This is a genomic window from Cohnella sp. WQ 127256, from assembly GCF_024519285.1.
In the GTDB taxonomy this organism is placed as follows: Bacteria; Bacillota; Bacilli; order Paenibacillales; family Paenibacillaceae; genus Cohnella.
In genome coordinates this window covers 14,723-40,765 of sequence record NZ_JAMZCY010000005.1, presented here as the reverse complement: position 1 = coordinate 40,765, position 26,043 = coordinate 14,723, and the positions used below count along the sequence as shown (strand labels likewise).

General features: G+C 45.3%; 24 protein-coding genes. 6 read left to right on the top strand and 18 right to left on the bottom strand.

Annotation, left to right across the window (positions count from 1 at the left end):
* Window positions 1-2: 2 nt before the first annotated feature.
* The 5 genes from M1K58_RS15210 to M1K58_RS15190 all read right to left on the bottom strand — a co-directional run bounded on the left by M1K58_RS15210 (window position 3) and on the right by M1K58_RS15190 (window position 6,631).
* The gene (locus M1K58_RS15210; RefSeq protein ID WP_256759710.1) at window positions 3-830 is read right to left on the bottom strand and encodes a carbohydrate ABC transporter permease; all 828 of its coding nucleotides are present in this window, start codon (window positions 828-830) and stop codon (window positions 3-5) included.
* Window positions 827-1,699, bottom strand: coding sequence for a carbohydrate ABC transporter permease (locus M1K58_RS15205; RefSeq protein WP_256759709.1), 873 nt, complete (start codon window positions 1,697-1,699; stop codon window positions 827-829). The genes M1K58_RS15210 and M1K58_RS15205 overlap by 4 nt, the downstream gene beginning before the upstream one ends.
* A 135-nt stretch (window positions 1,700-1,834) precedes the next feature.
* Window positions 1,835-3,181, bottom strand: a complete 1,347-nt coding sequence (locus tag M1K58_RS15200; protein ID WP_256759708.1) for an ABC transporter substrate-binding protein — start codon at window positions 3,179-3,181, stop codon at window positions 1,835-1,837.
* A 101-nt stretch (window positions 3,182-3,282) separates the two neighbouring features.
* Entirely contained in the window at window positions 3,283-4,809 is a 1,527-nt protein-coding gene (locus M1K58_RS15195; protein WP_256759707.1) for a helix-turn-helix domain-containing protein, read from the bottom strand.
* Window positions 4,802-6,631, bottom strand: coding sequence for a cache domain-containing sensor histidine kinase (locus tag M1K58_RS15190; protein ID WP_256759706.1), 1,830 nt, complete (start codon window positions 6,629-6,631; stop codon window positions 4,802-4,804). Before M1K58_RS15190 ends, M1K58_RS15195 begins: the two co-directional genes overlap by 8 nt.
* A 207-nt stretch (window positions 6,632-6,838) precedes the next feature.
* On the opposite strand from M1K58_RS15190, the gene M1K58_RS15185 reads away from it, so the two are divergent.
* Window positions 6,839-7,699 carry an AraC family transcriptional regulator gene (locus M1K58_RS15185; RefSeq protein WP_256759705.1) on the top strand — a complete coding sequence of 287 codons (861 nt, stop codon included), beginning with the start codon at window positions 6,839-6,841 and terminating at the stop codon, window positions 7,697-7,699.
* Between the two features lie 161 nt (window positions 7,700-7,860).
* Here M1K58_RS15185 and zwf read toward each other — a convergent pair whose 3' ends face one another.
* Window positions 7,861-9,414, bottom strand: a complete 1,554-nt coding sequence (zwf, locus tag M1K58_RS15180) for a glucose-6-phosphate dehydrogenase (RefSeq protein WP_256759704.1) — start codon at window positions 9,412-9,414, stop codon at window positions 7,861-7,863.
* A 196-nt stretch (window positions 9,415-9,610) separates the two neighbouring features.
* Here zwf and M1K58_RS15175 point away from each other — a divergent pair, with 196 nt between their 5' ends.
* Window positions 9,611-9,955, top strand: a complete 345-nt coding sequence (locus M1K58_RS15175; protein WP_256759703.1) for a hypothetical protein — start codon at window positions 9,611-9,613, stop codon at window positions 9,953-9,955.
* Here the strand turns inward: M1K58_RS15175 and M1K58_RS15170 are convergent.
* The 7 genes from M1K58_RS15170 to M1K58_RS15140 all read right to left on the bottom strand — a co-directional run bounded on the left by M1K58_RS15170 (window position 9,952) and on the right by M1K58_RS15140 (window position 14,688).
* Complete coding sequence (locus M1K58_RS15170) at window positions 9,952-10,605, bottom strand: response regulator (RefSeq protein WP_306220463.1); 654 nt, start codon at window positions 10,603-10,605, stop codon at window positions 9,952-9,954. The genes M1K58_RS15175 and M1K58_RS15170 overlap by 4 nt on opposite strands.
* On the bottom strand, window positions 10,565-11,653 hold the full coding sequence (locus tag M1K58_RS15165; RefSeq protein ID WP_256759702.1) for a sensor histidine kinase: 1,089 nt from the start codon (window positions 11,651-11,653) through the stop codon (window positions 10,565-10,567). The genes M1K58_RS15170 and M1K58_RS15165 overlap by 41 nt, the downstream gene beginning before the upstream one ends.
* Window positions 11,654-11,677: 24 nt before the next feature.
* Entirely contained in the window at window positions 11,678-12,316 is a 639-nt protein-coding gene (gene liaF / locus M1K58_RS15160) for a cell wall-active antibiotics response protein LiaF (protein ID WP_256759701.1), read from the bottom strand.
* Between the two features lie 150 nt (window positions 12,317-12,466).
* Window positions 12,467-13,159: a PspA/IM30 family protein gene (locus M1K58_RS15155; RefSeq protein ID WP_256759700.1), complete on the bottom strand. Its 693-nt coding sequence runs from the start codon at window positions 13,157-13,159 to the stop codon at window positions 12,467-12,469.
* Between the two features lie 4 nt (window positions 13,160-13,163).
* The gene (locus M1K58_RS15150; protein ID WP_256759699.1) at window positions 13,164-13,676 is read right to left on the bottom strand and encodes a PspC domain-containing protein; all 513 of its coding nucleotides are present in this window, start codon (window positions 13,674-13,676) and stop codon (window positions 13,164-13,166) included.
* A 4-nt stretch (window positions 13,677-13,680) separates the two neighbouring features.
* The gene (locus tag M1K58_RS15145) at window positions 13,681-14,346 is read right to left on the bottom strand and encodes a PspA/IM30 family protein (RefSeq protein ID WP_256759698.1); all 666 of its coding nucleotides are present in this window, start codon (window positions 14,344-14,346) and stop codon (window positions 13,681-13,683) included.
* Between the two features lie 42 nt (window positions 14,347-14,388).
* Window positions 14,389-14,688 (bottom strand): hypothetical protein, encoded by a 300-nt coding sequence (locus M1K58_RS15140; protein WP_256759697.1) that lies wholly within the window; start codon window positions 14,686-14,688, stop codon window positions 14,389-14,391.
* A gap of 238 nt (window positions 14,689-14,926) precedes the next feature.
* Between M1K58_RS15140 and M1K58_RS15135 the strand changes: the two genes are divergently transcribed.
* Window positions 14,927-15,568, top strand: a complete 642-nt coding sequence (locus M1K58_RS15135) for a C40 family peptidase (protein WP_256759696.1) — start codon at window positions 14,927-14,929, stop codon at window positions 15,566-15,568.
* A 65-nt stretch (window positions 15,569-15,633) separates the two neighbouring features.
* On the opposite strand, the gene M1K58_RS15130 is transcribed toward M1K58_RS15135, so the two are convergent.
* Window positions 15,634-16,098: an MEKHLA domain-containing protein gene (locus tag M1K58_RS15130; protein ID WP_256760302.1), complete on the bottom strand. Its 465-nt coding sequence runs from the start codon at window positions 16,096-16,098 to the stop codon at window positions 15,634-15,636.
* A 57-nt stretch (window positions 16,099-16,155) separates the two neighbouring features.
* Window positions 16,156-18,390 carry an alpha-L-rhamnosidase gene (locus tag M1K58_RS15125; RefSeq protein WP_256759695.1) on the bottom strand — a complete coding sequence of 745 codons (2,235 nt, stop codon included), beginning with the start codon at window positions 18,388-18,390 and terminating at the stop codon, window positions 16,156-16,158.
* A gap of 118 nt (window positions 18,391-18,508) precedes the next feature.
* Between M1K58_RS15125 and M1K58_RS15120 the strand changes: the two genes are divergently transcribed.
* Window positions 18,509-19,372 carry an AraC family transcriptional regulator gene (locus M1K58_RS15120; RefSeq protein ID WP_256759694.1) on the top strand — a complete coding sequence of 288 codons (864 nt, stop codon included), beginning with the start codon at window positions 18,509-18,511 and terminating at the stop codon, window positions 19,370-19,372.
* A gap of 52 nt (window positions 19,373-19,424) precedes the next feature.
* Here the strand turns inward: M1K58_RS15120 and M1K58_RS15115 are convergent, their stop codons facing one another.
* On the bottom strand, window positions 19,425-21,896 hold the full coding sequence (locus tag M1K58_RS15115) for a glycoside hydrolase family 38 N-terminal domain-containing protein (protein ID WP_256759693.1): 2,472 nt from the start codon (window positions 21,894-21,896) through the stop codon (window positions 19,425-19,427).
* A 139-nt stretch (window positions 21,897-22,035) separates the two neighbouring features.
* Between M1K58_RS15115 and M1K58_RS15110 the strand changes: the two genes are divergently transcribed.
* Window positions 22,036-22,941 (top strand): helix-turn-helix transcriptional regulator, encoded by a 906-nt coding sequence (locus tag M1K58_RS15110; protein WP_256759692.1) that lies wholly within the window; start codon window positions 22,036-22,038, stop codon window positions 22,939-22,941.
* A gap of 240 nt (window positions 22,942-23,181) precedes the next feature.
* On the opposite strand, the gene M1K58_RS15105 is transcribed toward M1K58_RS15110, so the two are convergent.
* Together M1K58_RS15105 and M1K58_RS15100 are read right to left on the bottom strand one after the other, a co-directional pair.
* Window positions 23,182-24,132: a sugar phosphate isomerase family gene (locus M1K58_RS15105; RefSeq protein ID WP_256759691.1), complete on the bottom strand. Its 951-nt coding sequence runs from the start codon at window positions 24,130-24,132 to the stop codon at window positions 23,182-23,184.
* A 37-nt stretch (window positions 24,133-24,169) separates the two neighbouring features.
* Window positions 24,170-24,880, bottom strand: coding sequence for a PIG-L deacetylase family protein (locus M1K58_RS15100; RefSeq protein WP_256759690.1), 711 nt, complete (start codon window positions 24,878-24,880; stop codon window positions 24,170-24,172).
* A 196-nt stretch (window positions 24,881-25,076) separates the two neighbouring features.
* Between M1K58_RS15100 and M1K58_RS15095 the strand changes: the two genes are divergently transcribed.
* A complete protein-coding gene (locus M1K58_RS15095; protein ID WP_256759689.1) occupies window positions 25,077-25,973 on the top strand; it encodes an AraC family transcriptional regulator in 897 nt (298 codons plus the stop codon).
* Window positions 25,974-26,043: the final 70 nt, after the last annotated feature.

The window sequence follows — 26,043 nt, the reverse complement described above, 5'->3', positions numbered from 1 at the left end:
GTTTATCCCTTCAAAGCACCTGCAGTCATTCCTTCAACGATGTATTCTTGCAGCATGAAATACAAGACAAGAATAGGCATGATTACGACTAAAATATCAGCAAATATCAAATTCCAATCCGAGCTATATTTTCCAACATAATTGTATACGGATACGGTTACCGTCCACTTGGCACCATCTGTTAGCAGGTAGAACGGCCCCATAAAATCATTCCAAACTGAAATAATAGTCAGAAGCGACGCCGTCACCATGACGGGCTGCATTAAGGGCAGCATAATCTTAAAAAATAAGCGTAACGGTCCACAGCCATCAATAATGCCTGAATCGTCTAGCTCCCTTGGAACGGTCTTCAAATAACCCGTCATTAAGAAAATTGTAAAAGGCAGTAAAACGGATGAATAATACAAAATCATTCCTTGATAGGAGTTGTGAATACCTAAACCCATCATCAGCTTAATCGTTGGAATTAGTGAGACAGGCATCACTAAGCCGACGATAAAAAAGTAGTAAAGAAAATGGGTTAGGCGTGAACCATTTCTCTGAATACTGAAGGAAGCCATAGAGGCAAAAAGATTCGTAATGACTAACGCTCCTACAGAGATCAATGCACTGTTCATGTACCCCCGCCATATTTTCCCGTCGGCAAATACGGCTTGAAAGTTATCCAAATTCAACGTGGTTGGCAATGTTAACTTGAATCGCCCAGCTTCAGTTACATCCTTTAAAGAATTGACTACGATCATTAGGAACGGAATAATGACAACGAGTGCGAGTACGAACAACAGTGCTTCCACTCCGACTCGACTCCATTTCAAATTACGGATGCTCACATCTCTACCTCCCTTTTACGCAATACACGCAGGAAGGTAATCGCAATAATTGAGACAATTACGGTTAACACTAGCCCAGAAGCAGTGGCATAACCCCAATTCCCCCGCGAGAAGTTCCGGAAGATTAGCGTGTTGAAAACCTCGGTGTCATAACCAGGACCTCCATTGGTAAGCACAAGAACTGTTTCGAAAACCTTCAGCGAGTTAATAATCGTAAGTAAGAAATTGACTGTAAAAGATGGCGCAAGCAAAGGGAAGATGACATTCTTGAATTTACTAGATGCACTAGCTCCGTCTACTCCGGCTTGCTCGAGCAAATCATTGGGTATCGTCTTTAGACCAGCAAGATAGATAACCATTGCGAACCCCGCGCCTCTCCACAGCTCAGTCATGATAATAGATAATAAGGCATACCGTGAGTCATTAAGCCAGTCAACTGCAATGAAATCCAAGCCTACTGAACGCAAAATATTATTCAAGATACCGTTCTCCGGACTATAAATAGCCGTGAAAATATAACCAACAATTAGTGGCGCTATTACAACAGGGGTATAAAAGGCGGTCCTGTAAAATTTACTCATTTTGGAGTTGTGATTAAGCATGAGTGCAAGCATAAGACCAATCAAATTGACGAAGATTGTCACGAAAAACGCATAAATCAGCGTATTTTTAATAGCTAGCCCCAGCACACCTTCCGAGAATAAGGAACGATAATTGTCAAAGCCAATAAAGTTCACTTCATCACTATAGGAGCTCCAGTCCGTAAAGCTAAATGCAAATCCGGACAAGGTGGGGAATACAAACAAGACAACATAGATCGCTAATGCTGGTAAGATGAAGTAGAGCGGGTATCTAACATGTCTTTTCATGTTAACAATCCTCTTTTGTTATTTTGCGGTATCCTTACTGCTAATCCTTCTTGATAGGCAGAGGGGATTGCTACTACCCTCGTAATTAGCAATCCCCTCACATCAGAAAACGCAATTCACAAAGCTACAGCAGCTTTACTCGAATCCAGCAATCTTCTTGTTCTTTCCATCTGTTCTGTAGTTTTTGTCCATTTGGTCTACAGCCTTCTGGGCATCCCCTTTACCTACAAGCTCTTGAGTAATTTTGTCGAAGTCTATAATGCCCGCTGGTAAGCGAAGCTGGATTTGTACAATACCTTTACCCGCTTGAATGTACTTGTAGATATCCTCTTGTCCTGGCAGTAATGTTGTCTCCACGCCATTGTATACAGGAATACCTGGATTATATTTATACCAGATCGCAAGTGACTCAGGAGTTGTCATGAAGTTCGCAAGCTCCTTAGCTGCCTCAACTCGTGGGGATGTTTTCGTCACGAAAATCTGTTTCGGAGGGTACAGCGATACAGTTCCTTCATCACTCTCAGACGGGAGTGGAAAAAATCCGATGTTATTTACTTTATCCGGGAACCGTTTGGAAACCTCCGGTAGCATCCAGTCTGCTTGGAAAGCCATTGCCGCTGTTCCGTTTGCCAGTGCCTCTTGTTGATTCTCATAAGTACCTGCTAGCAAATCTTTATTGTAGTAGCCTTTAGTTTTCAAGTTATATTGAAGCTCGTAAACGTGCTTCATCTCTGGAATTTCATTGAAGCGAAGCGAGTTCGCGATCAGCTTCTTAACACCTTCTTCCCCACCAATCGTCGGCATAACCATGGATTGAAATGCAGCCAATGGGAATATTTGCGTTGGCCAGCCTGTTTTAACTGCTTCATAGAACGGTGTAATACCTGCACCTTTCAGCTTCTCAGCATTCGCCATCAAATCACCATAGTTTGTCGGAATGCTTAATCCCTGAGCTTTATAGACATCCTTGTTATATAGAACACCCATAGCGTTAAAGGAGCCCCAAGGAACACCGTATATTTTGCCATCCGCTGTATAGAAATCCTTAACAGCAGACGTCAATGTTCCAACATAGGCCTCATTCGTCATTTCGACTAGATTTTTCTCAGCTTGCATAGTCACGTACTCGTTCGGACCTGAGAAGAAATAGAAGATATCCGGCGCATCCTGCGTTGCAAAGCGAGTTTTAATAATATTCTCGTACTGATTTACGTCAGGTAAAATCTGAAAATCAATACTATTCCCCGTCGCCTTCTCGAAGTTTGCAAATATTTCCTTAAACGCTTGGGACTCGGTGTCGCCATTTGCCACTGTTGCAAAAGTTAGCTTTACAGGCTCCTTGGATGCAGAAGGAGAAGCTTCTTCTGATGCTGCTGAAGTGCCCTTTTGCGTATTATCCTTGGAATTTCCGCATGCTGCCATCACAGCAATCACTAGAGCCGCGACAAGGATTAATGAGATTACCTTCGTATTTCTTACCATTTTGTATACCCCCCATTAATTTGATATCTGCTTACTCTTGTAGTATAGAGAGCGTTCACTTCTTCGTTGTAGGGGAATCGAAAGGAATATATAGGGCATTATCACTCACTCATTTTCTGCTGTTTAAACTCCCTCGGGGTTTGCCCCGTCCACTGCTTAAACAATTTACTGAAATAGAAGGGATCATTGTAGCCGACCATCTCGGCGATATCCTTAAAGAACAATCGTGGCTTTTCCCGGATCAACTGCTTCGCTTTTGCAAGTCGAACTTGAATCAAATAATCGATAGGACTATGACCGAATTTCCTTTTGAAAACCCTTCCTAAATAAGATGCATTTACTCCAAACCTCTCGGCAACGTCTGTTAATGCAATATTGTCCATGTATCTCGTATCAAGATAGTTTTTTAATTCCTCCGTCCAGGACGCCTCAACCTCGGGCTCCTGATCTAATGCATCGAATAAGCTGCTATGAAGCTCCTTTAAGCTCTGGATAATGGCTGTAGTATTGGGGGCTTGCCAGATCAAATCCTCTAATTCGTCTTTCCAATGAATCTCAATTGATTTACGAGCAATTTCTGGGTATTGCAATATCCATGCATTCATTTGATAGGAGAGTGTTTGAAGCCATTGCATGCGCGTACCAGAAGACCACTCATCCATATCAAACAACATTTCGAGCCTTTTAAGAAACTCCGTTTTCCTTTGCTTAACTAATAGCATAGACATCTCCTGCTCAAGTAAGCTTGGAATCGGTAACATTGGCAGATCATACGTATTCTCATTTCCCTGCAATACTAAGCATTTCATTCCTTCTAGTGGAAAACCCGAGTAAACCTTTTTGTGTAGCTTAGAAATCATCGGAAATAGCTCTGTCTGTAATTTATTGATGTCCGCAGCGGCCACGCAGTACATTCCTGCATCCAGAAAGGAGGAAATATGCTCTGCTAATTCGTATAACCTTGTTTCTGATATGCGATGAACTCCGACGACGATAATCTTCTGATGACTGGAGATTGGCGGAATGACATAAGCCTTCTCTCCTTCCAGAAGAAGCAAGTCTAGCTTCCATTTGTCCTCATGGGTAGAAAGGGATACCTGCATCTGCGGCGGATTCCAAGCATATAGAACAACATAATTGGCATGGTAAAAATATTCCTGCTCCAGCTGCTGAATATTCGTCGAATTCACTTTATCTTCTTCCTTGCGGTAGGCCCATTGCTGGAGCATCTCCGATTCCATTAGCGATTGATTTCTCCATAGCTTCGCCTTTACGTCATCTAATAGCTTAGTAATGTTCTCCGTTTGGGGAGGCTTAAGTAAAAATTCTGTTACTCCAAGCTGAAGCGCTCTTCTTGCATATTCGAAATCTCTGTAGCCCGTAAGAATGGCACAGATCGTCGACGGTGATGATTTGTTCACTTGTTCAATTAAGGTTAGTCCATCCATGACTGGCATATAGACATCCGTCAGCAGTACATGAGGTTTAACCAAATCTAATTCGAGCATGGCATATTCACCGTTCTCATATTCACCAACGATTTTGAAATCAAGATCGATACTCCGAATTTTCTCACAAATGCTCTGAAGAATAAGAGGCTCATCCTCTACAACCATAATTCTAAACATCCGGCATTCCCTCCTTAAGTCCTACCTTAATCGTAAGCTCCATGCCTTCTTCAAGATTGTGAATATCAAATGAAACCTTTCCTTGATAGAACAAATATAGTCTCATTAGAGCGTTCTCCAAGCCAATACCACCGATTCCTTTGCTTCCGATAAGATCTGGTTGGCTAGAAAGCCCGTCATTAAGATTTTCAATAAACCTTTTTATACGCTGCAAAGCTTCGATCTGAAATCCACTACCGTTATCTGTTATCCTTATCGCCCATTGTTCATTATTAGACTCTGTCACTTTAATACCGATATGCCATGGAGGATTAACAGACCTAAAGCCATGAGTAAATGAATTTTCTACAATCGGCTGAAGAACCACTTTTGGAAAAATAATACCACTTAAGGTTTCGGTAACCTCTACCTCATAACTGAAGTTATCCTGATATCTAAGCTTCATTAGCTGCAAATAGCTCTCTGTAAAGTTTAACTCCTCCTGCATTTGGACAGGATCGGTGTTTGGTTGGCTGATATATTCCATTAAATGCATCATTTTATAGCTCATAGCCGCGGCTTGATCTGCACCTGAGTTTTCTGCAAGAGCACCAATAGAGGAAAGAGTGTTAAAGACAAAATGTGGCTGAAGTTGATTGTGAAGCGCTCTCATATGGGCTAAATTTTCCCGTTTCTGAGAATCAATAAATTGATCCACCGAATTGTTCAAACGTGTTTTCATAGACACGACCCCATCATATAGCTCTTGTATCTCGTATGTCGCTTTTCGATAGGTTTTCTGATTCTGAACCATCATGTTTAGATTAATCTGCTCTAGGTCCAGTCTCTTTACATCCTTTAGAATCAAGCGAATCGGTCGAGTAATCGAGGAAGCGATCCAATAAGCGATTAGTAGAGCAAATATTTCCGCAGCAATCATAACGGTCAGTACGATCGATCTCAGGCTATTCACGGGACTTAGAAGCTGTTGCTTAGGCTGCGCGGCAACCACGGTCAATCCAGAAAAGGAAGAACGTAACCACCCTATAACCATACTTTCACCGTTCACTTTTTCCGTTACATTATGAAATACACCAGAGGGTAAATGAGGAATATCCGACCATTCAAATGGAGGAATTAGCTTGTCATCCTCAATCGGATAAAACAAGTGTCCTTCGTCGTCGAAAATGTAAAGCTGATTATTCGTTTGTAGTAGCGCATCTCCAGCGATTTCTTTAAGCTTCTCATAGGATTGCTGGACCTCTACAAACTTAGGTGATGAAGCTGAACTATGTGGAAATAGCCTCGATAATGAAAATACAAGCTCCCCGGACTTGAACAATTCATCGCGATGAGGCGGGTTAATTTGCTTATCTCCGTCCTTCTTTAACGTAGGCGTTACCCAATCTAACAGGCTGATCCTCTCTTTAAGATTATCGTAGGGATCGATCTTTAAGCCGTAGCTAATGAAATCTCCATCGAGGTTAAATACATTGATCTGTTGCGCGATAAACGAAGGACCATTGAGCGTTGCCAGTATTTTTACGAAAGCATTTTTCTGATCAAAATCCTCGTAAGTTTCCACTGTCGAGAAGGATTCTTCGAATTTGTGCTGGAAATCTGAATTATAGATAACCTGCGCGGATATACGATCAATATCTTTAATGGCTTGTGAGAGTGAAGCATCGACCCTCTGAAGCATCTGACGTGATGTCTCTAACGATCTCTCCCATACAACACTCGACATTCGGATATAGAAAAACAAACTTAATATTGCAATTACAAATGACACGATAAGCGTATAGGAAATAAACAGCTTACTGCGAATTCCATGCTTGCGCATCCTAGTTTCCCCCAAAATCTCAACTTGATGTCTTCCTCTATAAGTAGCATATCACAGCTTTAGAATCGTGCAGAAAGGTATGCATATTACAAGTCTGATAGTATAGATCATCCATGTACAAATAATTCCTTTCCTTTACAATTACGATTACACACTCCCTTTTTCAAACGAAAGCTTTGAAAGAGGGCATCTATGGAGGGATGCTAGATGACACTATTGCTACAAGGCTCACGGTATTTCAATACGGACTTCCCTATTTATTTGAACCGCGAGACGGAAGCTTTCGTCACCTCTATGCACCGCCATGATTTCATCGAATTATGCTTAGTCGTTGAGGGGAAAGGTTATCACTATATCAATGATCAGCTTCTTGAAGTACAGAAAGGCGATTTATTCCTTATTCCTATTGGAACAAGTCATGTATTCCGGCCCTCAACTACAGATCCGACCTGCCCACTTGTTGTTATCAATTGCATATTTGATATTGCTACTCTTGACCGATTAAAGGGTTGGATTCCCCAGAACTCTAATTTATATCATTACCTCTATTTTCCAAATAACTTGAGTCGTCCATGGTATTCGTACTCAGACAAGAGAGATCAGTTCTTCTCTCTATTCAACCAAGCCTATCTCGAATACTCCGAGCGCCCTTCAGGCTTTCATACAATGGTAACCGCTATTATTTTGCAGATTTTGCAGCTCATCCATCGCGTGGAGATGGAGCCCGAACAGCAAATGCATACAGCCGAGCCTAAGATCGAGAGTATTGACGATGCTCTATACTATATTGAGAAAAGCTATTCGGATAAAATTACGCTTAAAGCGGTGGCGGAACTTTCGTTCATGAGTGTCGGTCATTTTCAGAATCAATTCAAGAAGGTTACCGGAGTAACCTTCAACCATTATGTACAGAACGTGCGAATTCAGAAGTGCTGCCATTTGCTTAAAACAACGGATAAATCCGTGCAACAAACCGCAAATGAAGTAGGTTACTCTGATATGAAATTTTTCCATTCCTTATTTCGCAAGATTACTGGAAATTCCCCTCAGCAATATCGTCGAGCATAACTCATAACTTTTTAATATCGCTGTTTTATTACAACAGCCAGCTATGTTTCAAATGGGGTCCTAGCACTTTGGATGTCTGTTTGATTGAATAAGGGGATCATGCCTCTCGGCATGATCCCCTTTGCATAGTAAATTATTCAATTAATCTCCAAGCAGATCGTTTACTTACTTGTATTCGACACCCAGAGGATATTATCTTCTTCCTGTCCATTCACGGGCCACCAATGGTAGCCTTCATTAGCTAATAGTGCTTCCACTGTCTTCGGTCCCCATGAGCCTGCAGGGTATTGCTGCAAGTCACTAGAATCTTCTCTCCAGGCAGCCGCAATCGGATCAATGAGCTTCCAAGCGACCGCTAGCTCATCCCAACGGGTGAAATAAGTGTGATCTCCACGAGCTGCATCGAAAATAAGACGTTCATATGCTTCAGGCGTGTTAATTCCCACTTGGCAGCTTTGGCAGAATTCCATAGCTACAGGCTGAACCGTCATGTCATTGCCGGGCTTCTTGGCATTAAACTTAATATAAATGCCTTCCATCGGATTCACACGGATAACAAGCAGGTTCGGTGATAGATCCTGGTTTTTTGCAAACAAGACGTTATTCGGCACATTTTTGAACTCGATCACGATTTCTGTAGATTTGACCGGCAAGCGTTTGCCCGTCCGAACATAGAACGGAACTCCAGCCCAACGGAAATTATCTACGAACAGACGAGCAGCGAAGAAGGTTTCGGTTACGGATTCAGGATCAACGGAATCCTCCTGACGGTAGCCTTTAAGCTCCTTGCCTTTGGAAGAGCCTTCACTATACTGACCTCTAACAATGTTCGTATGAATTTCTTCTTGAGTTACCATGTTACGAATGGAACGAAGAACTTTAACCTTCTCATCCCGGATATCCTCCGGATCTAAACGGCTAGGCGGCTCCATAGCAATCATCGTCAGCATTTGCAGCATATGGTTCTGAACCATGTCGCGTAATGCTCCTGATTTGTTGTAATAAGCACCACGTTCTTCTACCCCAACGGTTTCCGATAACGTAATCTGAACGTTAGCGATATGGTTATTGTTCCAGAGCGGCTCGAAGAAAGCATTCGACAAGCGAATAACCTCTATATTTTGAACCATTTCTTTACCGAGGTAATGGTCGATACGGAATACTTCTTCCTCACGAAAAACATGGCGAATTTCTTCGTTCAAGCTCTCCGCAGACGGATAATCGTAGCCGAATGGCTTTTCAATAACTAGACGATGCCATCCACCACTTTCCAGCATGCCACCTTCACGGAGATTACGAGAAACGTTACCAAATAACTCAGGTGCAAGTGCCAAATAAAATAAGCGATTGCCTGGAATTTGATATTGCGCTTCGATTTCCTCTGTATGACTCTTTAATTGTTTAAAGGCTTCTACGTTGCCAGTATCTAAAGACTGATATGTAAAGTGTTCAGCAAAAGCCTCCCATGATGCCTTCTCGCTAGGCTTGTAGCGACAAAATTCCTGAATCGATTCGTAAACGTCATCACGGAATTGGGCATAGGTACGCGGTCTCCGAGCTAAACCAATGATAGCAAAACGTTCACCCAGCTTACCTTCACGATACAAGCTGTAAAGGGCCGGAAAGAGTTTTCGGCGAGCCAAATCGCCCGTAGCCCCGAAAATGAAATAGACCGCTTCATGAGCGGAAATAGCTTCGTTTTTGTTGTGCGCCATGGACCCTCATCTTTCTTGTTTGCAGGATTGGATGAGCTGATCTAGTCAAATCTCATGAATTGTAGTGTAGCACAATAACTGGGACAACGCTACGTTTTTAAGTCGGTCTCCCTGCGCTTGGGCATACGCCCGTACACGATTGTCTCTATTCGAATATAATGCTTAAAAACTCGCGTTCAAGGAGGCTACAATTGTAATGGATTCCCTATTTCCGATTAATGAGGATTCTCTCCGACCCTTAGTTGGTCGGGCGGTTTATGTCATTATGAACGACGATACTCGCCACACCGGAGTTCTTACATCATGCAGTTCATCGTCGATCATTCTTAATGGAGAGCGCACTGCTCGTCCGGTCAATCGCAGCCGCAAGTCCAAAATGAAAGTAGACATTAACTCCCTCGAATTAGATCAAAGAGATCGAGATGCTCAACCAGCAAGCTCGGCTTATTGGGGGGCTCTTAGTTTAGAACCCGCGAAGGACATCAGCACGGTTAAAGCCGTCATCCCACTTGCTCCAATAAGAGCTGTTATTCTCATCTAATCTGCAAGTCCATTACGATGGGCATATATGGCCGCTTGAGTTCTATCCTCGACACTAAGCTTACCGAACAGGTTGGTCAGATGGTATTTGACGGTTTTGATCCCAATAAACAGGTCGTCCGCAATTTCCTGATTAGACTTCCCTAAGGCAATCAACTTTAATACTTCCATCTCACGGTCAGTCAAATCCTCATGAGGCTGAGCGATTGCCTGGGGAGGTCGGCGGAAACGGTTCATCATTTTGGATGCGACTTGGGATTCAAGAACAGATTGGCCTCTCGCAGCTGCACGTATCGCATCTGCAATTTCGGATGCACGTGAGGTTTTGAGTAAGTAGCTAAATGCTCCCGCTTCAATGACAGGATACATTTTCTCATCGTCAAGGAAACTGGTCAGCACAATTACTCGACATTCCGGCATTTCCTCCATCAGACGGCGAGTCGTCTCGATTCCGTCCATTCCATCCATAACCAAATCCATCAGAACAACATCAGGAGAATATTCACGAGCTAGACGTAAACCCTCAAGACCATTGCCAGCCTCACCCACGACCTCGATGTTAGCCTCTGTACCAAGCACTGCAGCCAAACCGATTCTGACCATCTCATGATCATCTACCAGCAACACCCGAATCATAGCCTGTTCCGTCATTCGCTAAACCACCTTCCGCCATTAAGGGCACCCTAATTTCAATTCTAGTTCCTTTGCCAGGAGCACTGGCGACATTCAAGGAGCCGCCAAGCTCGTTCACACGCTCTTCCATATTCGTCATCCCATAAGAAGCTTGCTTCTTGATCTTAGGGTCGAAGCCGATCCCATTATCCTTAATTCCAAGACGAACAGTGTCCCCTCGTCGTTGGAGAACGATGTCCATTTTCGTTGCTTTAGCATGACGAAGCGTATTGGATAGTGCCTCCTGCACGATGCGGAAAAGATGGTTCTCTACGCCTTTATTCAGCGGCAAGTCCTGTTCCATATCTATGGAAATATCGACCGGAACCTTAGCCTTCATTTCCTCAACCAATTCCGGAATTGCTTGGGCTAATCTCTTACCCTCTAGATGTACGGGGCGCAAATGCAGAAGAAGCGCTCTCATTTCCGATTGCGCAGCAGAGGCCATCTCTTCAATCAATTCAACCTGTCGTCGGGCACGCTCGAAATCATTGTCCATTGTACGCCCTACTGCGGTAGCTGTCATGGAGATAGCGAACAGCTGTTGACTAACAGCATCATGAAGCTCGCGGGCAAGCCGTTGGCGCTCCTCTACGACAGCGCTCATCCGAGCTTGTGCGGCTAGCTCCGCATTATTCGTAGATAAGCGTTGTAAAGAAGTAACCTGCTCTTCCCATTTACGACCAAGCTTTCCTAGCTGATCTCCTAGGCGCCCGATTTCATCTTTACCCAAATCCGGTAAAGGTAAATTGGAGCTTCCCTTTTCCAGCATCAGCATCGTATCCCTTAGTAACTCCAGCCTATGACGTATCGGGTAGCTTCTCCAGAACCCATAAGCAGCTCCCGTTATCGTTAATACGCCAACTGCAGATAGGGAATAAGAAATTACAGTTCCCCAAGATTGGAATGACCCAGCGAGCCCATATCTAATTAATAAATAAACAACTAGCGCACCAATGCCTAGGGAGTACAGCACAGCCTCGCCCATGTGACGCCAAACCATATTGGTGACTTTCTGGGACTCCATGCGACTCCCCCCTTCAAAGACGATTTATACCGTGCTTATTTTGATATCACCTACGAGATAGAACAATTGAAGTTTCAATTTCTGCTCACACTCGTCGTAATTTTGCGATTTCCATGTTAAGCGGTGGAACATCCCGCCTTCTTTCACTTGCCTAAACGACACCTGACCTAGAAGTACTGAAGCATCTACTTCTATTCCATAATCATCTGGGATTATCAAATCCAGATCGCCAACCAGTCCTTGGAGCACAATCGTGGTTTCCTTGTCTTCCGGCACCGCTAATGACATATCCATGCGTATTTCCCCAATGGCATGCCAGAAGCTCATCGATTGAAGCACCCAGGATTGCTCATCGTCTCGCATGTTAAGAATTAACTTATGCTTGCTTACATATGCTCCAACCGAAGGCGGCCGTGCCTTTAAATAATAAATTCCGAGTGAGATTAATACGACCACTGCAAACATGGCAAATTGAGTGATCACCAATACTAGAATACTTACCATAATAACGATAATTGATATTCGGGCACGATCTGTTCTATAACGTTCAATACCCAGAAGCAGGAGAACAACTGCATTAACCGTAGTGTAACCCGCCACAGCACCAAGCGCGAGGTATATTCCGGCCGCTATAAAAAGAATCGCGTTACTGGATTTTCTCATGTCGGGTCACACCTCCTGCTGCTCTCTTCGTTATTCGTAGCTAAAGCCATAACGGATCAAGTCCCGTTATGGCTTCGAAGATATACCAACCATTACTATCTGACATCATAGCACATCTTAGGACACTCGAAAATGCTAGTCCGTTACTCTTTACTCTGTTTCGGTTTTACTTAGATTCGGTTGAACACGATTTTTCAGAGCTTCAAGCTCTTGATCTATGCGGTAGGCTTTTTCTGGATCAATACGGGATGGTGCTCCGCCATAAGATGAACCTGGTAGCCGAACGACATCCGCTTCCGCTTCCATCTGCATTATTTTTTCTTCCATACGGTGGAATCCTCGAGAAGCTGATCCACTCTCGATCGTATGCAACGTGCTGATTTGGGCCATTTGCTTGCGTGCCTTCGCCATTTGCGAGCGTGCAGCGAGCTCATTGCGTTTGTTACGAAGCTTGTAATACTCATCCTTCATTTCATGGAGCTGAGAAGTCAGGTCGCTGACTTGAGCGCTAGCTTGCTCGTGCAGTCCAGACAGATCAATGGCTTGTTGATTGAACTGAACCTTCTCTTCAAGTAATTTGCGAGCAAGTGCTTCATTACCGTTACGTAAAGAATGCTCCGCTTGATTTTCGCGTTCGACACTTAATCGTACTAACTCATCTAAGCGTTGCTTCATCCGACGTTCTGACGCCATTTGCTTAGCTACTGTTACTTCCGCATCATGAATTTCAATTTCCATATCACGGAGATATTGATTTAACATCACGATTGGATCCTCTAATTTATCAAGTAAATCATGTACCGACGCCTTTGTCATATCTTTCACTCTTTGGAATACACCCATTGTGTTATTCTCCTTTCGATTGCTTCTCAAATTTTGAAATCCTGGCTTTCAGTTCTTCAATTTCTCTTTGCATTGACTTCTTTTCTATATCTTCCATCATCGCATCAATACCCTGCGAGGAACGGCTAGATGTGGGCGGAGTTGTTACGGAAGGTCCTGGGCGAGTAGCACTAGCGGATGAATACCCTCCACCTGTGCTTGGTCCTGTTCCCGGTCCTTGTCCCGAGTAATTAGCTCCAGGGTTCCAGCCTTGGTTGCCGTAACCATGATTAGATTGCTCTTGTCCTCTCCATCCTTGATCGAATGGATTGGCTCCGAAGTCGCCGCCATAATTCGGCTCTCGTGGGATTACAAATCCGGCAATAATGTAGACGATGACCACTGAGCCCGCAGAGAATACAGCTACGACGATAAGTAGGATACGGAGTAATGTCGCATCTACTCCAAAGTAATCTGCCAGCCCCCCACACACTCCGAACAATTTGCGATCTCGCGTTGAACGATATAATTTGCGCATTTCTCTAACCTCCTTGTTGCAGCTTACGTTTTAACTGCTCTAATTCTCTTTCAATCGTATTTTTAACAACTTCTCCTGCTTGAATCAATGACTCTTGCCCCATTCGGCGAAGATCTCTTAAGCTACGAGTTTCTAGCTCAATATCGCTCAGATGATCATCGATTTTACGGAACATCTGTGAAGTATCCGAATTTCCAGGCGTATAACGAGCATTTAATCTCTGTTGAAGGCGAAGGGACTCCATTCGAGCCACATAAAACTGACGACGGTCGTACACGGCTCGATACTCGTTGCGAAGCTCTTGCAACAGTTGCTCCAGATCGGTCAGCTCACTCTTGCTCTGTTCATACAATTGACGATAGCGTTCCGACCGTTCCTCATGGATTACCTTGTCTTGCAGGGCTAGCTTCGCAACATTCTCTTCCCCTGCCTTCAGCGCCGTTAAAGCTTGTTGCTCCCGCTTCACCATCCATTGCTCGGCATCGACCCATTGCCGGTGCAAGCTGTCCGTATGAGCAGCATATTGACGTTGAAGCCCTTCACTCTGCGTAATCTCTTGATGGGTCGACCATAGGAACTGATCGATAACGCGGACGGGATCCTCTGCTTTCTCAAGACGATCATTCAGTGAAGCTACCGTCATATCGCGAACTCTCTTCATCACGCTCATTCTTGTATCCCTCCTTGTTCCCTACGGCTAAGTATATTTAGGCTACATTCTAGTGCTACGATTATTACGGCCAAGCATCGAAATCCCGAATACGATCAGTGCAATAGCCGCCACCCATACGAACAAGAAGGACAGCTTGCCTAGAAGAATGAATCCACCAACCACCGCTACAACACCGCCGAGTAGTCGATTTCCACTATTCCAAGCCATAACACCGAGTAGAATAATCAGAATCGGAATTAGAAGTCCAAACAACCATCCAAGTCCGAAGCCCAATTTACTGAAAATGATTAAACCTCCGAAACCGATAAGCAGTATTGCCAGCCCATTTCCGCTTCGCATTTGCTTCACCTCTTTTCTGTGACTCGTTTATCTTATGTCCTTATTGTAAACCTCTCCGCTGCATTGCATAACGGACTCGCGTATGTTTTTATTCCTAGACTGTAGTCGAGGATATATACAGTCCTCCGACCTTTCCTACTCAGACCAAGGGTTCTAACCCGATGGCAACAATTGTGGGTTTTCCCCTCACTCCTCCTATGTTAGCGTATAGTTACACATTAAACGGAGGTGTTGCAGCTTGAAAAAACACGTGATGGGATTATTCGCAGCCGTAATGTTAATCAGTGGATTCAGTTCCGTTCCAGCAGTTTCGGCTGCTTCTAAGGTGGCCCCGACCAAAGCTAAATCGTCTACGCAAAGCATAGATCAGAACAAAGTCGGAGACGATAATGTAAACTCTAATGAAGAAACACAACAAACAACCCTTGATGACCAAGCTTCCGACGCGATCGAGAAAGTCATCGCTGACGGCATGAAATATACAGGTATTCCTTATGAGTTCGGTTCTAGTCGCTCGACTTCGACGACTTTCGACTGCTCGGATTTTGTTCGATGGATATTCAAAGAAGCAATCGGCACCGCTCTCCCAGCTGACTCACGTCAGCAAGGAGCTTTTGTTAAAAACAACGGCACTGCCGAAACAGACTGGAAAAACTTGAAGCGTGGAGATCTCATGTTCTTCATGTCGTACAAAGGCTCTAGTGCCGCAAGTTACAAAGACATCGATAAATCAACAGCACGCATTACACATGTAGGTATCTACCTGGGTGACGGCAAAATTCTTCACACCTACTCTAATGCCAGTGGCGGAGTTCATGTCGGAGAGTTCACCAACACGCAGTGGGAGCATCGCTTCCTCTTCGGGGGGAGTGTCCTTTAGAAATAACAATAAACCCGGACAGAGGGAACCCTATCCTCTTCCGGGTTTTCGCTTATTATGTCGTTTTAGACGAGCTGCCAATCTATGAATACAGCAGCTTGACCTCGATACGTTCCCATCTCATCCACTACGTTCCAAAGAAGTACATTTCGAATCTCAAACCTTTTCCCACTTTTCGAGATCCGAACGCCGTAATACCCATCGGAGAACCCTTGGTTTTTGGCATCCGCCAACAACATGTCCCTCTGGGATCGCTCCATCGGCTCTGCTGTTAAACGCGACGGAGTTCGGGTAAATTCATCCCATGTCATTTCCCATAGCTGCAAAGCAGCCTCATTCCCGTAATTCAATACAGGGTCATCCTCAATCCCATGAGACAATAACACGAACGGAGCATGGAACAGGGCATCCGCAGCCTTATCCTTATCGCTTTCGAATTGTAGCAAAGTTCGACCGGTTACTCGATGATAGCTATCGATCAGTAATTGGGCGTGCCCATCTTGCTTCTTTTCATTTAATAATGGATTCATCAAGACTCTAGCTCCTCTGGAAATAAGCTTAGCTTCCCATGTCTCCTATTATCTCAGTTATTGCTCGATCGTCAATTCATTGTCACCGGTTTGCAAATTCATTTCAGTCATGCCATCCACAAGTTTAACCTTCAGACTGGCTTCCACACCTTCAGGAATTCGTGCCCGTACGATCGTTTTTTCTTGCAGCCTTTCCCAGCCCGCATACAACGTCCCATGCGGAGTCCACACTTCGGCTTCTGCGAACGATAAATCCTTCGGCATATAAGGACGGATGACGACCTTCGCGAATCCTGGCGCTTCTGATTGGATTCCAACGACATATTCTTGGAGCATTCTCGCAGGGTAACCGTTCCACGCGTGGGAGTGGCTCTCCATGTCTTCCCAGCCTTCCCACATTGTCTTAGCACCTTGGGCAATCATATATCCCCATCCAGGATATTCCTTACGACTTAGCAGCTCAAAGGCCTGAGCTTCGCATCCATTCTCGAACAGTACACGTAGCAGCGGGAGAGTAAGGACGGTACGACACTCGAATTCCTTCTCTGCTACGAAGGAAATCGCTGCCTCGCGATCCGCTTCCGGAACAAGATTCGCGTATAGAGCAATTACCGTTACCCCTTGATGCGTTTGCTCTGATTCCGAGCTGTCGCGGAATCTCTTTGATTCCCTATCGTAGAGCTGCTCAATAATACTATCACTTAACCGTTCGGAATAGCCCTGATACACTACCCGATCCTCAGTCTTGCCGATCAAGCTTGCAGCCTTACTAACGATCTGTAACGCTTGAACAAGCTTGATCTGCTGAACCGTTAGAAACTGTCCCTTATGCTCCACGGAAGGGTAAGGCCAATCGCTAATATGCCAACCTTTATCAAGAGGAACAAGCCCCGTATCTTTATCTAATATCCCAATGAAATAATCCGTCATTCGGCGCATTGTACCATAATTCGTGTCTAATACCTTCACATCGCCCGAGGCCTCATAGAGCTTCCATAGGAGCGTAGCATAATGGAGGTCCCATTCAGGAATCTGCAAATTAAAATCTGGATGCTCATAATTAATAGGCGCTACGAAAGGAAACGTTCCATCCTCCAGCTGCGCATCCTCGAAATCACTTAGTGTCTTCTCTATGACGCTTAGCGCATCGAAGTTATATAGAAGTGCCTCAGCTTGCAGATCCGTATCTGCTGTATATTGTGCTTGCTCACGGTGGGGGCAATCCACGGTTTGACCTAGTGTATTGTTTTTCTGCGTTCGAATGCAGGCTTCGTACAAAGCATTCAGATGCTCATCCGCACAGTTAAAGCTGCCAGCGTAATGCATCCCAGTGTATGCTAGACATACGGTAAGATCACCGCTAGCCTCGATAGGCAGAGGATATCCAGTGACCTCGACATAGCGGAAGGCCTTATAAGAAAAGTCCGGCTGCCACGTCTCCCTCTCGTCTCCCCGCATCGTATATTGATCGAAGTAATGTTCAGAATGCTCATTAGTGACATTATGCTTAACCCGGCCATTCTCGTCCAAATCCTCCGAATATCGGAGACGTATCGTTACCCCATTGATTCCTTTCAGAGTAAACTTAGGCCAGCCGGATACGATTCTTCCTACGTCGAATATTTGTGGATTGGTTAAATCCCCTTCTTCAGCGCGGTATTCTAATGCTGTTAACAAGATCTCTTCTTCGATGGCACCTTCCGGAATCTTCTGCGCCACCATTGCCCATTCGTCACGTCCGATCTTCGCCTTTTTGGCTTTGATGGTGCTACTCTCATTGTTCCATCCGACATAGCGCCACTTCCCATCCCATTTCCTTGCATCATAATCTTCTATTGCTGATACTCTCCGCCATTGCTGATAAGGAGTTCCCACCTTATGCGGCATATCCTTCAGCGTTTCCCAAGTACGGTCTGTTTTAATGACCTGCTTAGTTCCGTCCTCGTAAACAAGTCGCAGCTCAAGACGGAAGCCCGGCACCCCATTCACATAATTTTGTCCGCTACCCCCAAGGTAATGAGCATCCGCCGTCAAGCAATTTTGACCCGCTTGTAATTGTTCGCGTATATCATAGGTTAAATAATACTTCCGCTTCCATGGGTTCGTTGGCGCAGGCGATCCATAGCCGCCTACCTTTGTTCCATTCACATAGACTTGTGCCGAATGATGCGCGGACATGAGTAATTCCGCTGATATAACCGAAGCTCGAACCGCAAACTCTTTACGGAAGTAAGCAAAATCATTGATCCTAATCCGCTGTGATCGCCATATCCAATCCGCTGTCCAGTTCATACTTGCCAACCCCTTATCCCATTTTCCCAAAGCATAACACAACGATTTTTGTTGATAACAGGGGGGATTATATGTTATTAATAGGGCAATCACATCCTACTTCAAGGGAATGAGCCAAATGCAATCAAGCCCCTTTACTTTAGAAGGAAAAGCGTTCTGGAGCCCCGATTTCCCGATCTGTGTCAGAAGGGAACGCGAGTTTTTCACCTTACCTATTCATATTCACGACTTTCTAGAAATTCAATATGTAGCCGAGGGCAAAGGATTCCACTATATCGGAGATGAACGGATATTCGTCGAGAAAGGTGATCTCTTTATTATTCCGATTGGTACACGACACGTCTATCGTCCAGCTTCCGAGGCGTCCAAGGATGAGCTGATCGTGTACAATTGTCTGTTTGACTCTTCAGTTCCGGACAGGCTTATGCGCGCGTACCCTTTCCCGCACTCGATTTTAAATCTCCTATCCGGTGACAACCGTTCGTACCGCCGATTCAAAGACTCCTTTAATGAAGCAAAAACTTGCATGGAGATGCTCTATCGCGAATATCAAACCGGACAACCCGGATACGAGGCCATCCTCTACGCACGATTAACAGAGCTACTCGTATGCTTATATCGACTAGAATTATCCCAAGAAAAGTCCGCCCCAGCGATCTCACAGCTTGGAAAAGTATTTGAATATATCGAGCAAAATTACGGTCAATCCATCACGCTAGTGGAGATTTCCGCACTTATTCCAGTAAGCGTAAGCTACATGCAGCGAATGTTCAAACAAGCAACGGGTCAATCATACACGGAGTACATACAGAATCTTCGCGTGAAAAAAAGCTGCGAGCTACTACAGCAAACAGCGATGTCCGTTAAGGACATCGCTGCGATGGCGGGTTACCGCGATCTCAAGTTTTTCCATGAGTTATTCCGCAAGAAGACGGGAACGACCCCGCGGGAGTATCGGAACAAGATCAAACAGAGCAACTAATAACTAGATTAAAGTGCAGCATCACGCTACCCTTTATTCCATGTTTTCTGGCTCACTTTTCGCATAGCCCGATGTTTGAGAGAACGCCGTTCTTACCATCCAATCTGAATGTACGAATCTCGAAGCCGCTCAACCGAACCTCCTGGCGAATGCTCATGGAAGGGATGGTGATATAGGTCATCTGCTCTTGACCGGTTGGTTCAAACAATCTGAGAATATAGCCATCGCCGCGCTCTTCCTTCTTAAACGCGCTAAGCTGTACGGTACCTTCCTCTAGACAGATGAAGGATTCCTGTTCCTCCCCATCTCCCGAGGGGAAGAAGGATAACGCGTACGGTCTTTCGTTATACGCATCCGCCTCGCGATCGACGACTGCTCGTCTTTGTTCGAGCGGTCCCGCGTTTAGCCAAAACGTATATTGGCGTTCCCCCTGATCAATTCTTGGGGAAAACCTGTCCTGCATAACCAACGGACGATCGTAAATGGGATGGGCGCAATAACCGGGGCTCCGTAGAAGTGTTAAACGAATCTCTCCATCCCGATAATCGGATCCGTAGAGGCCGTTATTGATGCAGGTAATCGCCTGACCCTTCTCTTCCGATTGCACGGCTACCCATTTCTGCGCGACCGCCTCGTCACCATTACTCGGTAGCTCATGAGTTCCGAATGCCGTTTGCCCCACGTATACGCCGTCCTTTAAATCCGTCGGAATCGATAGCTTCAGCATCTTGTCCTTTTCATTCCAGTATACCCGGACTTGAACCTCCAGCTCTGTCCCTTTCTTCGGGAGCTTGTAGGTCATCACGATCGTGGAGCTACCATATGAGAGTACGGACTCCACCACAGTCCGAACGTCCCCATCCTCGATGACCCGCACGGAAGGGAGCATCCGATCCTTAACCCCGGAGAAGTCACTACCCGCCCCAGGATTCATTAATGCAAATCTTCCGATATCCGGCGAGAAAGCATTCGTATCCATACGCCACGGATCCTCGTTATCTTGAACAACAATCGGACAGAAAGCGTCTGGCCGCAAGTAGGATACACCACCAACCGAATATTCGTCGATCAACCCTGTCTGGGCGTTCACTCGGACGTTCATTTCATCGGTTACAAAACGATAAAACCCGTCTACAAGCTTCAACCCCGGCTCCGGCTTACGTTCCAGCATTTCAATTCGGCAATCGAACCGATTCATCGTGGAAGGAGACAATTCTGCTTCAAATACGATCCGCTTACGCCAGTCCAGCGTCAGATTGCTCAATTCCTTCTCCGGCTGACACGCAATTCTCTTCCCGTCACGATAAACAACTGGCATGGAGAACTCATCCTTCCAGTTCTGATCCTCCAGCATGAACTCGCATTCGAAAATCCCTCTAACCGGATAAGGATGAGGATTGTACACCAGAACCGGATATTCCTTCAACTCAGCTTTGGCCTCTCCAGCAGCATGTGCGAAGAAAGCTCTCGCCTTCAAGCGGGAGACGATCTCTAAGCCATGGTCGATCATCCGTATAGCAGCTTCTTCCGCAGGCTGAATGGACGATCCTGGCAAAATATCATGGAACTGCGCCATCATCAGATCGCATACCGCTTCATGAAGGTCTGCCGATGGGTACTCAAGCTTACCTTGCAACGCAGCCGCCGATAGCATTTTCTCCGTCATATACAGCTCATTCTCCAACTGACGATGCTTCTGCTTGATTCTGATCATCGAAGTGTAGCAGCCGACGAAACGAGGGTTCAAATCTCCATCGTAACTAGGGAGCTTCTTCGTTGCCCGCAATTCTCGGAAATAGTGCTCAGGAGTCGAGTGGACGATCTCACAGTCTGGCGAATCCTCCATCATGTCCCGAATTTGCCTCAGATCCACGCGGGATGGTCCACCGCCGTGGTTGCCCACGCCCCACAAGACCATCGTCATCGTTCCGTCCGGAATGTCCTCCCGTAGCTGCTTGATTTTCAGATGGGCTTCCCCAAGCTGTGTATTATAGCCCCCATTGATGCGGTGAGCGATGATCTCACTACCGTTGAATCCCATCCAAGCGAATTCTTGGGCAGGAGCCTTATCGAACCCGTCCGGACGCATGAATATATAAGAATCGTAGCCCGCTTGCTGCATGATCTGCACGAGCCCCTTCGTGTGGCCGAACGAATCAAAGTTAATCGCCGTCGTCGGCTCGACCCCGAACTTCTCACGGAAATAGGTTTTCCCTAGCAGGATCTGTCGAACGAACGATTCGCCCGAGGGCATGTTGCAATCCGGCTGTAAGTACCAGCCGCCCATAATGTGCCACTTGCCTTCTTGCACCAGCCTCTGAATCCTCTTGAACAAAGTCGGCTCGTATTCCTCCACCCACTTGTAGAGAATGACTTCATTGTGATTAAAAACATACCCCTCGAACTCCTCGCAGAAATCTGCTGCTGCGCGGAACGTGGATACAGCCGCGGCGGCACCCTCCTCCCATTCCCATTGCCAAACTGGATCCAAATGCGCGTTGCTGATCAAATATAGCTTTTTCATCGATAATCCCCCGTATGTCATTAGTCTCTCCTCTCCATTTTCACGTTCAACACGCCTTCCGTAAATTGTCTATTCGCATGACTTTTTGTTCTATTATGATATGATTACAGAATAGAAAATGGAGCACGAGGTGACTAGAGTGGACATTACGCGATGGAAAGCTGATCTACCTGCAATATTCAACAGGTTATGCAATGAAATCAGAATCAACGATACAATCGTCGATTGGATCGATATCATTTTTGAACAAGTGGGCAATGCCAGCAAATGTCCTCCTCATTCCCACACCTGGTTTGAATTCAACTATGTGCTTACGGGACAACTGCAAACTCGCTTTCACGACCGACTGGTCACGATTAATGAGGATGACTTCTTCCTCATCCCACCCGGCATGATCCACTCCCATATTTATAAGAACGATAATCCGCATGAAGGTATTTGCTTGAGGTGGCGGATTCGCCAACCGGATGATCAAGACGGTAACGATCCGTTCTTTGACGAGCTAGAAGGGCTACGGCATTGGAAACCCGGCGGATATGCCGATCAGTACGGAATCAAGGAAATTCTTCTTCATTTATTTCAGGAAGCCTTATCCGGCCGATCCGATCTTTCCCTTCAGCTCATCCTTATCCGATTGCTTGAAGCATTAACCCGAATCGCTCAATCTGAGCAGCTTGTATCCGTTGAGTCTTCTGGTCCGCGTGATCAACTCATCAAGAAAATCGAAGTATATCTGGAAGACTATCAAGGCAAATCATTCAACGTGACTGAGCTGGCAGCTTCCCTCCATATGAGCTACGGACACCTCTGCAGACTTTACAAACAACGCACCGGAATTACTTTGATTGAGAGAATGAACCAAATTCGCTTAGAAAAAGCGGCTATGCTTCTTCAGGATCCCGCTTCTCTGCTCATTAAGGAAGTCGCCGAAAGCTCCGGGTTCCCCGACATTTATTATTTCAGCAAAGCGTTCAAGAAGCATTATGGACTTAGTCCAGTCGCTTATAAAAAAAAGCATGAAAACGAGGGTGTCTCAAAAGTCTGATCGGACATCAGATCCGTTATTTTGCACAAATAAGGGATTGTATGTCCATAAGAAAGTTTATCTCTTAAGTGATAGTAGGCTTGTGTTAGCTCCGTTTTTCTTACGGTTTTATAAAGCTTATTTCACGTCATGCGTTGTAAAAAATAGAAGCTGCTCCAAAGTTTTCACCTTTGGGACAGCCCTTGAGAAGATGAAATTAAGTGCTTTTGAATTCTATTAGCCTTTCCTGGAAAGGGGCGATCAGTTCACATCCGCTTCTAAAGGTCCAGCCAATTCCTCCAAGTAAAATAACTTACCAGGCAATGTCGGCATGTAAGTCGATGGGAGCCACCTGTCCGGTCCGTGACGCAATGTCGTCCATAAGGATAGTCCCTGCCACTGCATACCTCGCCCAAGCGCTCCGTCGCAACCACCAATGATTCGATCGGATTGCAGGAATAATCCTGGCCCAATCGTATTAGCGCGGCAAGGAACGAGTGTCGTCCGGCTCTTGAAGCTCGTGATTGCATTCTGTTCGATTGTGAGCGGATGAAGCTGAGCGCCAATGCGGTGCGTTTGCTTACTCCATTCTTCATCGTTCGCGAATTCCGCGCCGAAATGTGGCTCCCAAAACGCAATATGCATCATCCGACCGATTCCGAACACAGTGATAAGCTCTGCCCCCTCCTCTTTCAATACCGCAATTTTCTCGGCATAAGTAGGCAGCATTGCTTTGGTGGCAAAATGCCGCTGATTCGCTGGTACGGTGAGTTCACCAAGCGGACCGTAGAAGGCTTGCTCCATTGCGTTCTGGAAAGAGCCCGCATTATCCGAAGGTAGCGTACTCCCTTCCCCATCGCTCCATTCGTCCATGTTAAAGCCATACACATGTGCACAATCGATTTTCCATTCCTTAAGGAAGTATACAGCCCACTTATACATACCCATCGGACCTACCGGCAAAATAAAAGCGACCTTACGTCCCGCTTCCTTACTCTGACGAATCTGCCAAGCGATTTCATGCCCCATCTTCACGTCAAGTTCTTGAACTTCATTGCATGCGATAGGGCGAAATTCTCTGTGCCAGAAGGTTTGACGATCATTAATGCGTTCTGGAGAATTCGCACAGCAACGGTCAATCTTCTCCATATCCCAGCCAGCTGGATAGAAACCCTCTAATAATGATCCATGAACAGTTTGTATAAAATTCATATTCAGCTCTCTCCTCTTTACGGATATAGACTCTGGATTATGGAAGCAACCTCACAGTCGTTAGCCTCGGCCATGCTTGGCATTGCTTAAAGCCTTCTGCATAAGCTTTACCACATTGAAGACCTCTGAATTTGGAAACGGTTCTGACAAAATCGAGGAAATCAATGCCGTCGTGCTCGTACAGCCATTTGATCTGGCTCTGATGGCAATCATTCATCTGGATTTTCGTCTCCATATGCTCACTAATATCCACATATTCTGTTGGCAGAAAACCTACGCCCGCCAGCGTATCCATATAGTAAATGGGTACGACTTTGTCATGAGCATCTTCACCGAATGAGTTATGATAATGAGGCACCGTAGCCGCGAAACTGGCATCGAACACTGCCTTCGATACTTCCATATGATCCTTCATATAATCCTCCGGCGGATGCGTGATCATATAATCCGGTTTGACCCTACGAATAACCTCTACCAGTTTAACGACAAGATCATCCTGATCCGATTTCACCGACAAATCAGGTATATCCAGGCTAACTACTTCGGCACCGATTAAGTTACCAGCAGCCTTTGCCTCCAGCCGTCTGATTTGTTTCAGCTGTTCCGGCTCAATGATTTTATGTCCCTTATCACCATTAGCCACATGAACCATTGTCACTTGATGACCTTGTGCAGATAGCTTTGCAAGCGTTCCACCACAGCCTATCTCCAGATCATCAGGATGACAGCCTACCGCCAATATGTTCACCGAGATTCCTCCTAAGCCCGTTTTCCTATACACAACCCTACATAGAGTGTATGACAACCTTCCCACGCAAGCTTTAGCAAAAAGACCGCTTAACGTGGCAATAAGTCCTTAATTTCTTGTTCTACTATTAAAGATAGGGTCAAGACAACATGATATAATAGGCACAACGAATCTAACGCAACGGGGGCTCCAGCAGGTGACGGACATCCAATTCGCTCGCACTAAGCTTAATGAACCACTGGCTGTCAAACAGCTGATTTCATTCCATTATTTTGAGTTTTCCAAAGACTTCGCCTTCGAAGGTGAGAAGCATGACTTCTGGGAATTCGTTTATGTGGACAAAGGGGAATTAGAGGTGTTTGCGGATACGGAAGGTTACCGCCTCAAGCAAGGGGACATGATCTTTCATAAACCGAATGAATTTCACGGGGTTTGGGCAAATAAGAGAATCGCCCCAAATGTTATTATTCTTTCTTTCGTGTGCCGCTCGAAGGAAATGGACTTCTTTGATAATAAAATTTTTACGCTGGACGTTCGGCAAAGAGATATATTGGCGCAAATCATGAAAAATGGCTTCGCTGCCTTCTCCCCTCCCTACGACGATCCGCGCAACCATACCCTTTGTAGACAACCTGATGCGCCTCTAGGCTCCGAGCAATTGATCAAAATTTATTTGGAAATGCTACTTATTCGGTTAAGATCCGCAGGAGATGAGCACGTCAGAAGAGAACATCGCTTGTCACACACGATTAAGCTGCGAAGCGAAAACGATCTTGTCACTCGTATGTGCGACTTTATGGAACAGCATGTTTATGAGGATATCCGATTGGAACATATTTATAAGAACTTTAACTTAAGCAAGAGCCATGCTTTCACTATTTTTAAAGAGAATAAAGGGATCAGTATTATGAAGTACTATCGAAATTTGAAAATCCAACATGCAAAGAGCCTTATTCGAACTCAGCAGCATACTTTAACGGAAATCGCTGAGCTTCTTCGTTATGACAGCATCCACAGCTTTTCACGGTACTTCAAGTCGATCACCGACATGTCTCCATCCGAGTATTTACGTACGGTCATTGCTAAGATATAGCATCTGACAATCATGCTGGGTACCAACGCAAAATAACAGCCTGGCTTTTCCTCTAGGAAAAGCCAGGCTG

What these genes read in the sequence shown, in the direction of transcription:
- M1K58_RS15120 (WP_256759694.1), top strand. Translation starts at nt 18,509, where the DNA reads ATGCAATCAAGCCCCTTTACTTTAGAAGGAAAAGCGTTCTGGAGCCCC.
- M1K58_RS15165 (WP_256759702.1), bottom strand. Translation starts at nt 11,653, where the DNA reads ATGGAGTCCCAGAAAGTCACCAATATGGTTTGGCGTCACATGGGCGAG.
- M1K58_RS15150 (WP_256759699.1), bottom strand. Translation starts at nt 13,676, where the DNA reads ATGCGCAAATTATATCGTTCAACGCGAGATCGCAAATTGTTCGGAGTG.
- M1K58_RS15185 (WP_256759705.1), top strand. Translation starts at nt 6,839, where the DNA reads ATGACACTATTGCTACAAGGCTCACGGTATTTCAATACGGACTTCCCT.
- M1K58_RS15105 (WP_256759691.1), bottom strand. Translation starts at nt 24,132, where the DNA reads ATGAATTTTATACAAACTGTTCATGGATCATTATTAGAGGGTTTCTAT.
- M1K58_RS15115 (WP_256759693.1), bottom strand. Translation starts at nt 21,896, where the DNA reads ATGAAAAAGCTATATTTGATCAGCAACGCGCATTTGGATCCAGTTTGG.
- M1K58_RS15205 (WP_256759709.1), bottom strand. Translation starts at nt 1,699, where the DNA reads ATGAAAAGACATGTTAGATACCCGCTCTACTTCATCTTACCAGCATTA.
- zwf (WP_256759704.1), bottom strand. Translation starts at nt 9,414, where the DNA reads ATGGCGCACAACAAAAACGAAGCTATTTCCGCTCATGAAGCGGTCTAT.
- M1K58_RS15200 (WP_256759708.1), bottom strand. Translation starts at nt 3,181, where the DNA reads ATGGTAAGAAATACGAAGGTAATCTCATTAATCCTTGTCGCGGCTCTA.
- M1K58_RS15140 (WP_256759697.1), bottom strand. Translation starts at nt 14,688, where the DNA reads ATGCGAAGCGGAAATGGGCTGGCAATACTGCTTATCGGTTTCGGAGGT.
- M1K58_RS15145 (WP_256759698.1), bottom strand. Translation starts at nt 14,346, where the DNA reads ATGAGCGTGATGAAGAGAGTTCGCGATATGACGGTAGCTTCACTGAAT.
- liaF (WP_256759701.1), bottom strand. Translation starts at nt 12,316, where the DNA reads ATGAGAAAATCCAGTAACGCGATTCTTTTTATAGCGGCCGGAATATAC.
- M1K58_RS15155 (WP_256759700.1), bottom strand. Translation starts at nt 13,159, where the DNA reads ATGGGTGTATTCCAAAGAGTGAAAGATATGACAAAGGCGTCGGTACAT.
- M1K58_RS15125 (WP_256759695.1), bottom strand. Translation starts at nt 18,390, where the DNA reads ATGAACTGGACAGCGGATTGGATATGGCGATCACAGCGGATTAGGATC.
- M1K58_RS15190 (WP_256759706.1), bottom strand. Translation starts at nt 6,631, where the DNA reads ATGCGCAAGCATGGAATTCGCAGTAAGCTGTTTATTTCCTATACGCTT.
- M1K58_RS15195 (WP_256759707.1), bottom strand. Translation starts at nt 4,809, where the DNA reads ATGTTTAGAATTATGGTTGTAGAGGATGAGCCTCTTATTCTTCAGAGC.
- M1K58_RS15170 (WP_306220463.1), bottom strand. Translation starts at nt 10,605, where the DNA reads ATGACGGAACAGGCTATGATTCGGGTGTTGCTGGTAGATGATCATGAG.
- M1K58_RS15130 (WP_256760302.1), bottom strand. Translation starts at nt 16,098, where the DNA reads ATGAATCCATTATTAAATGAAAAGAAGCAAGATGGGCACGCCCAATTA.
- M1K58_RS15175 (WP_256759703.1), top strand. Translation starts at nt 9,611, where the DNA reads ATGGATTCCCTATTTCCGATTAATGAGGATTCTCTCCGACCCTTAGTT.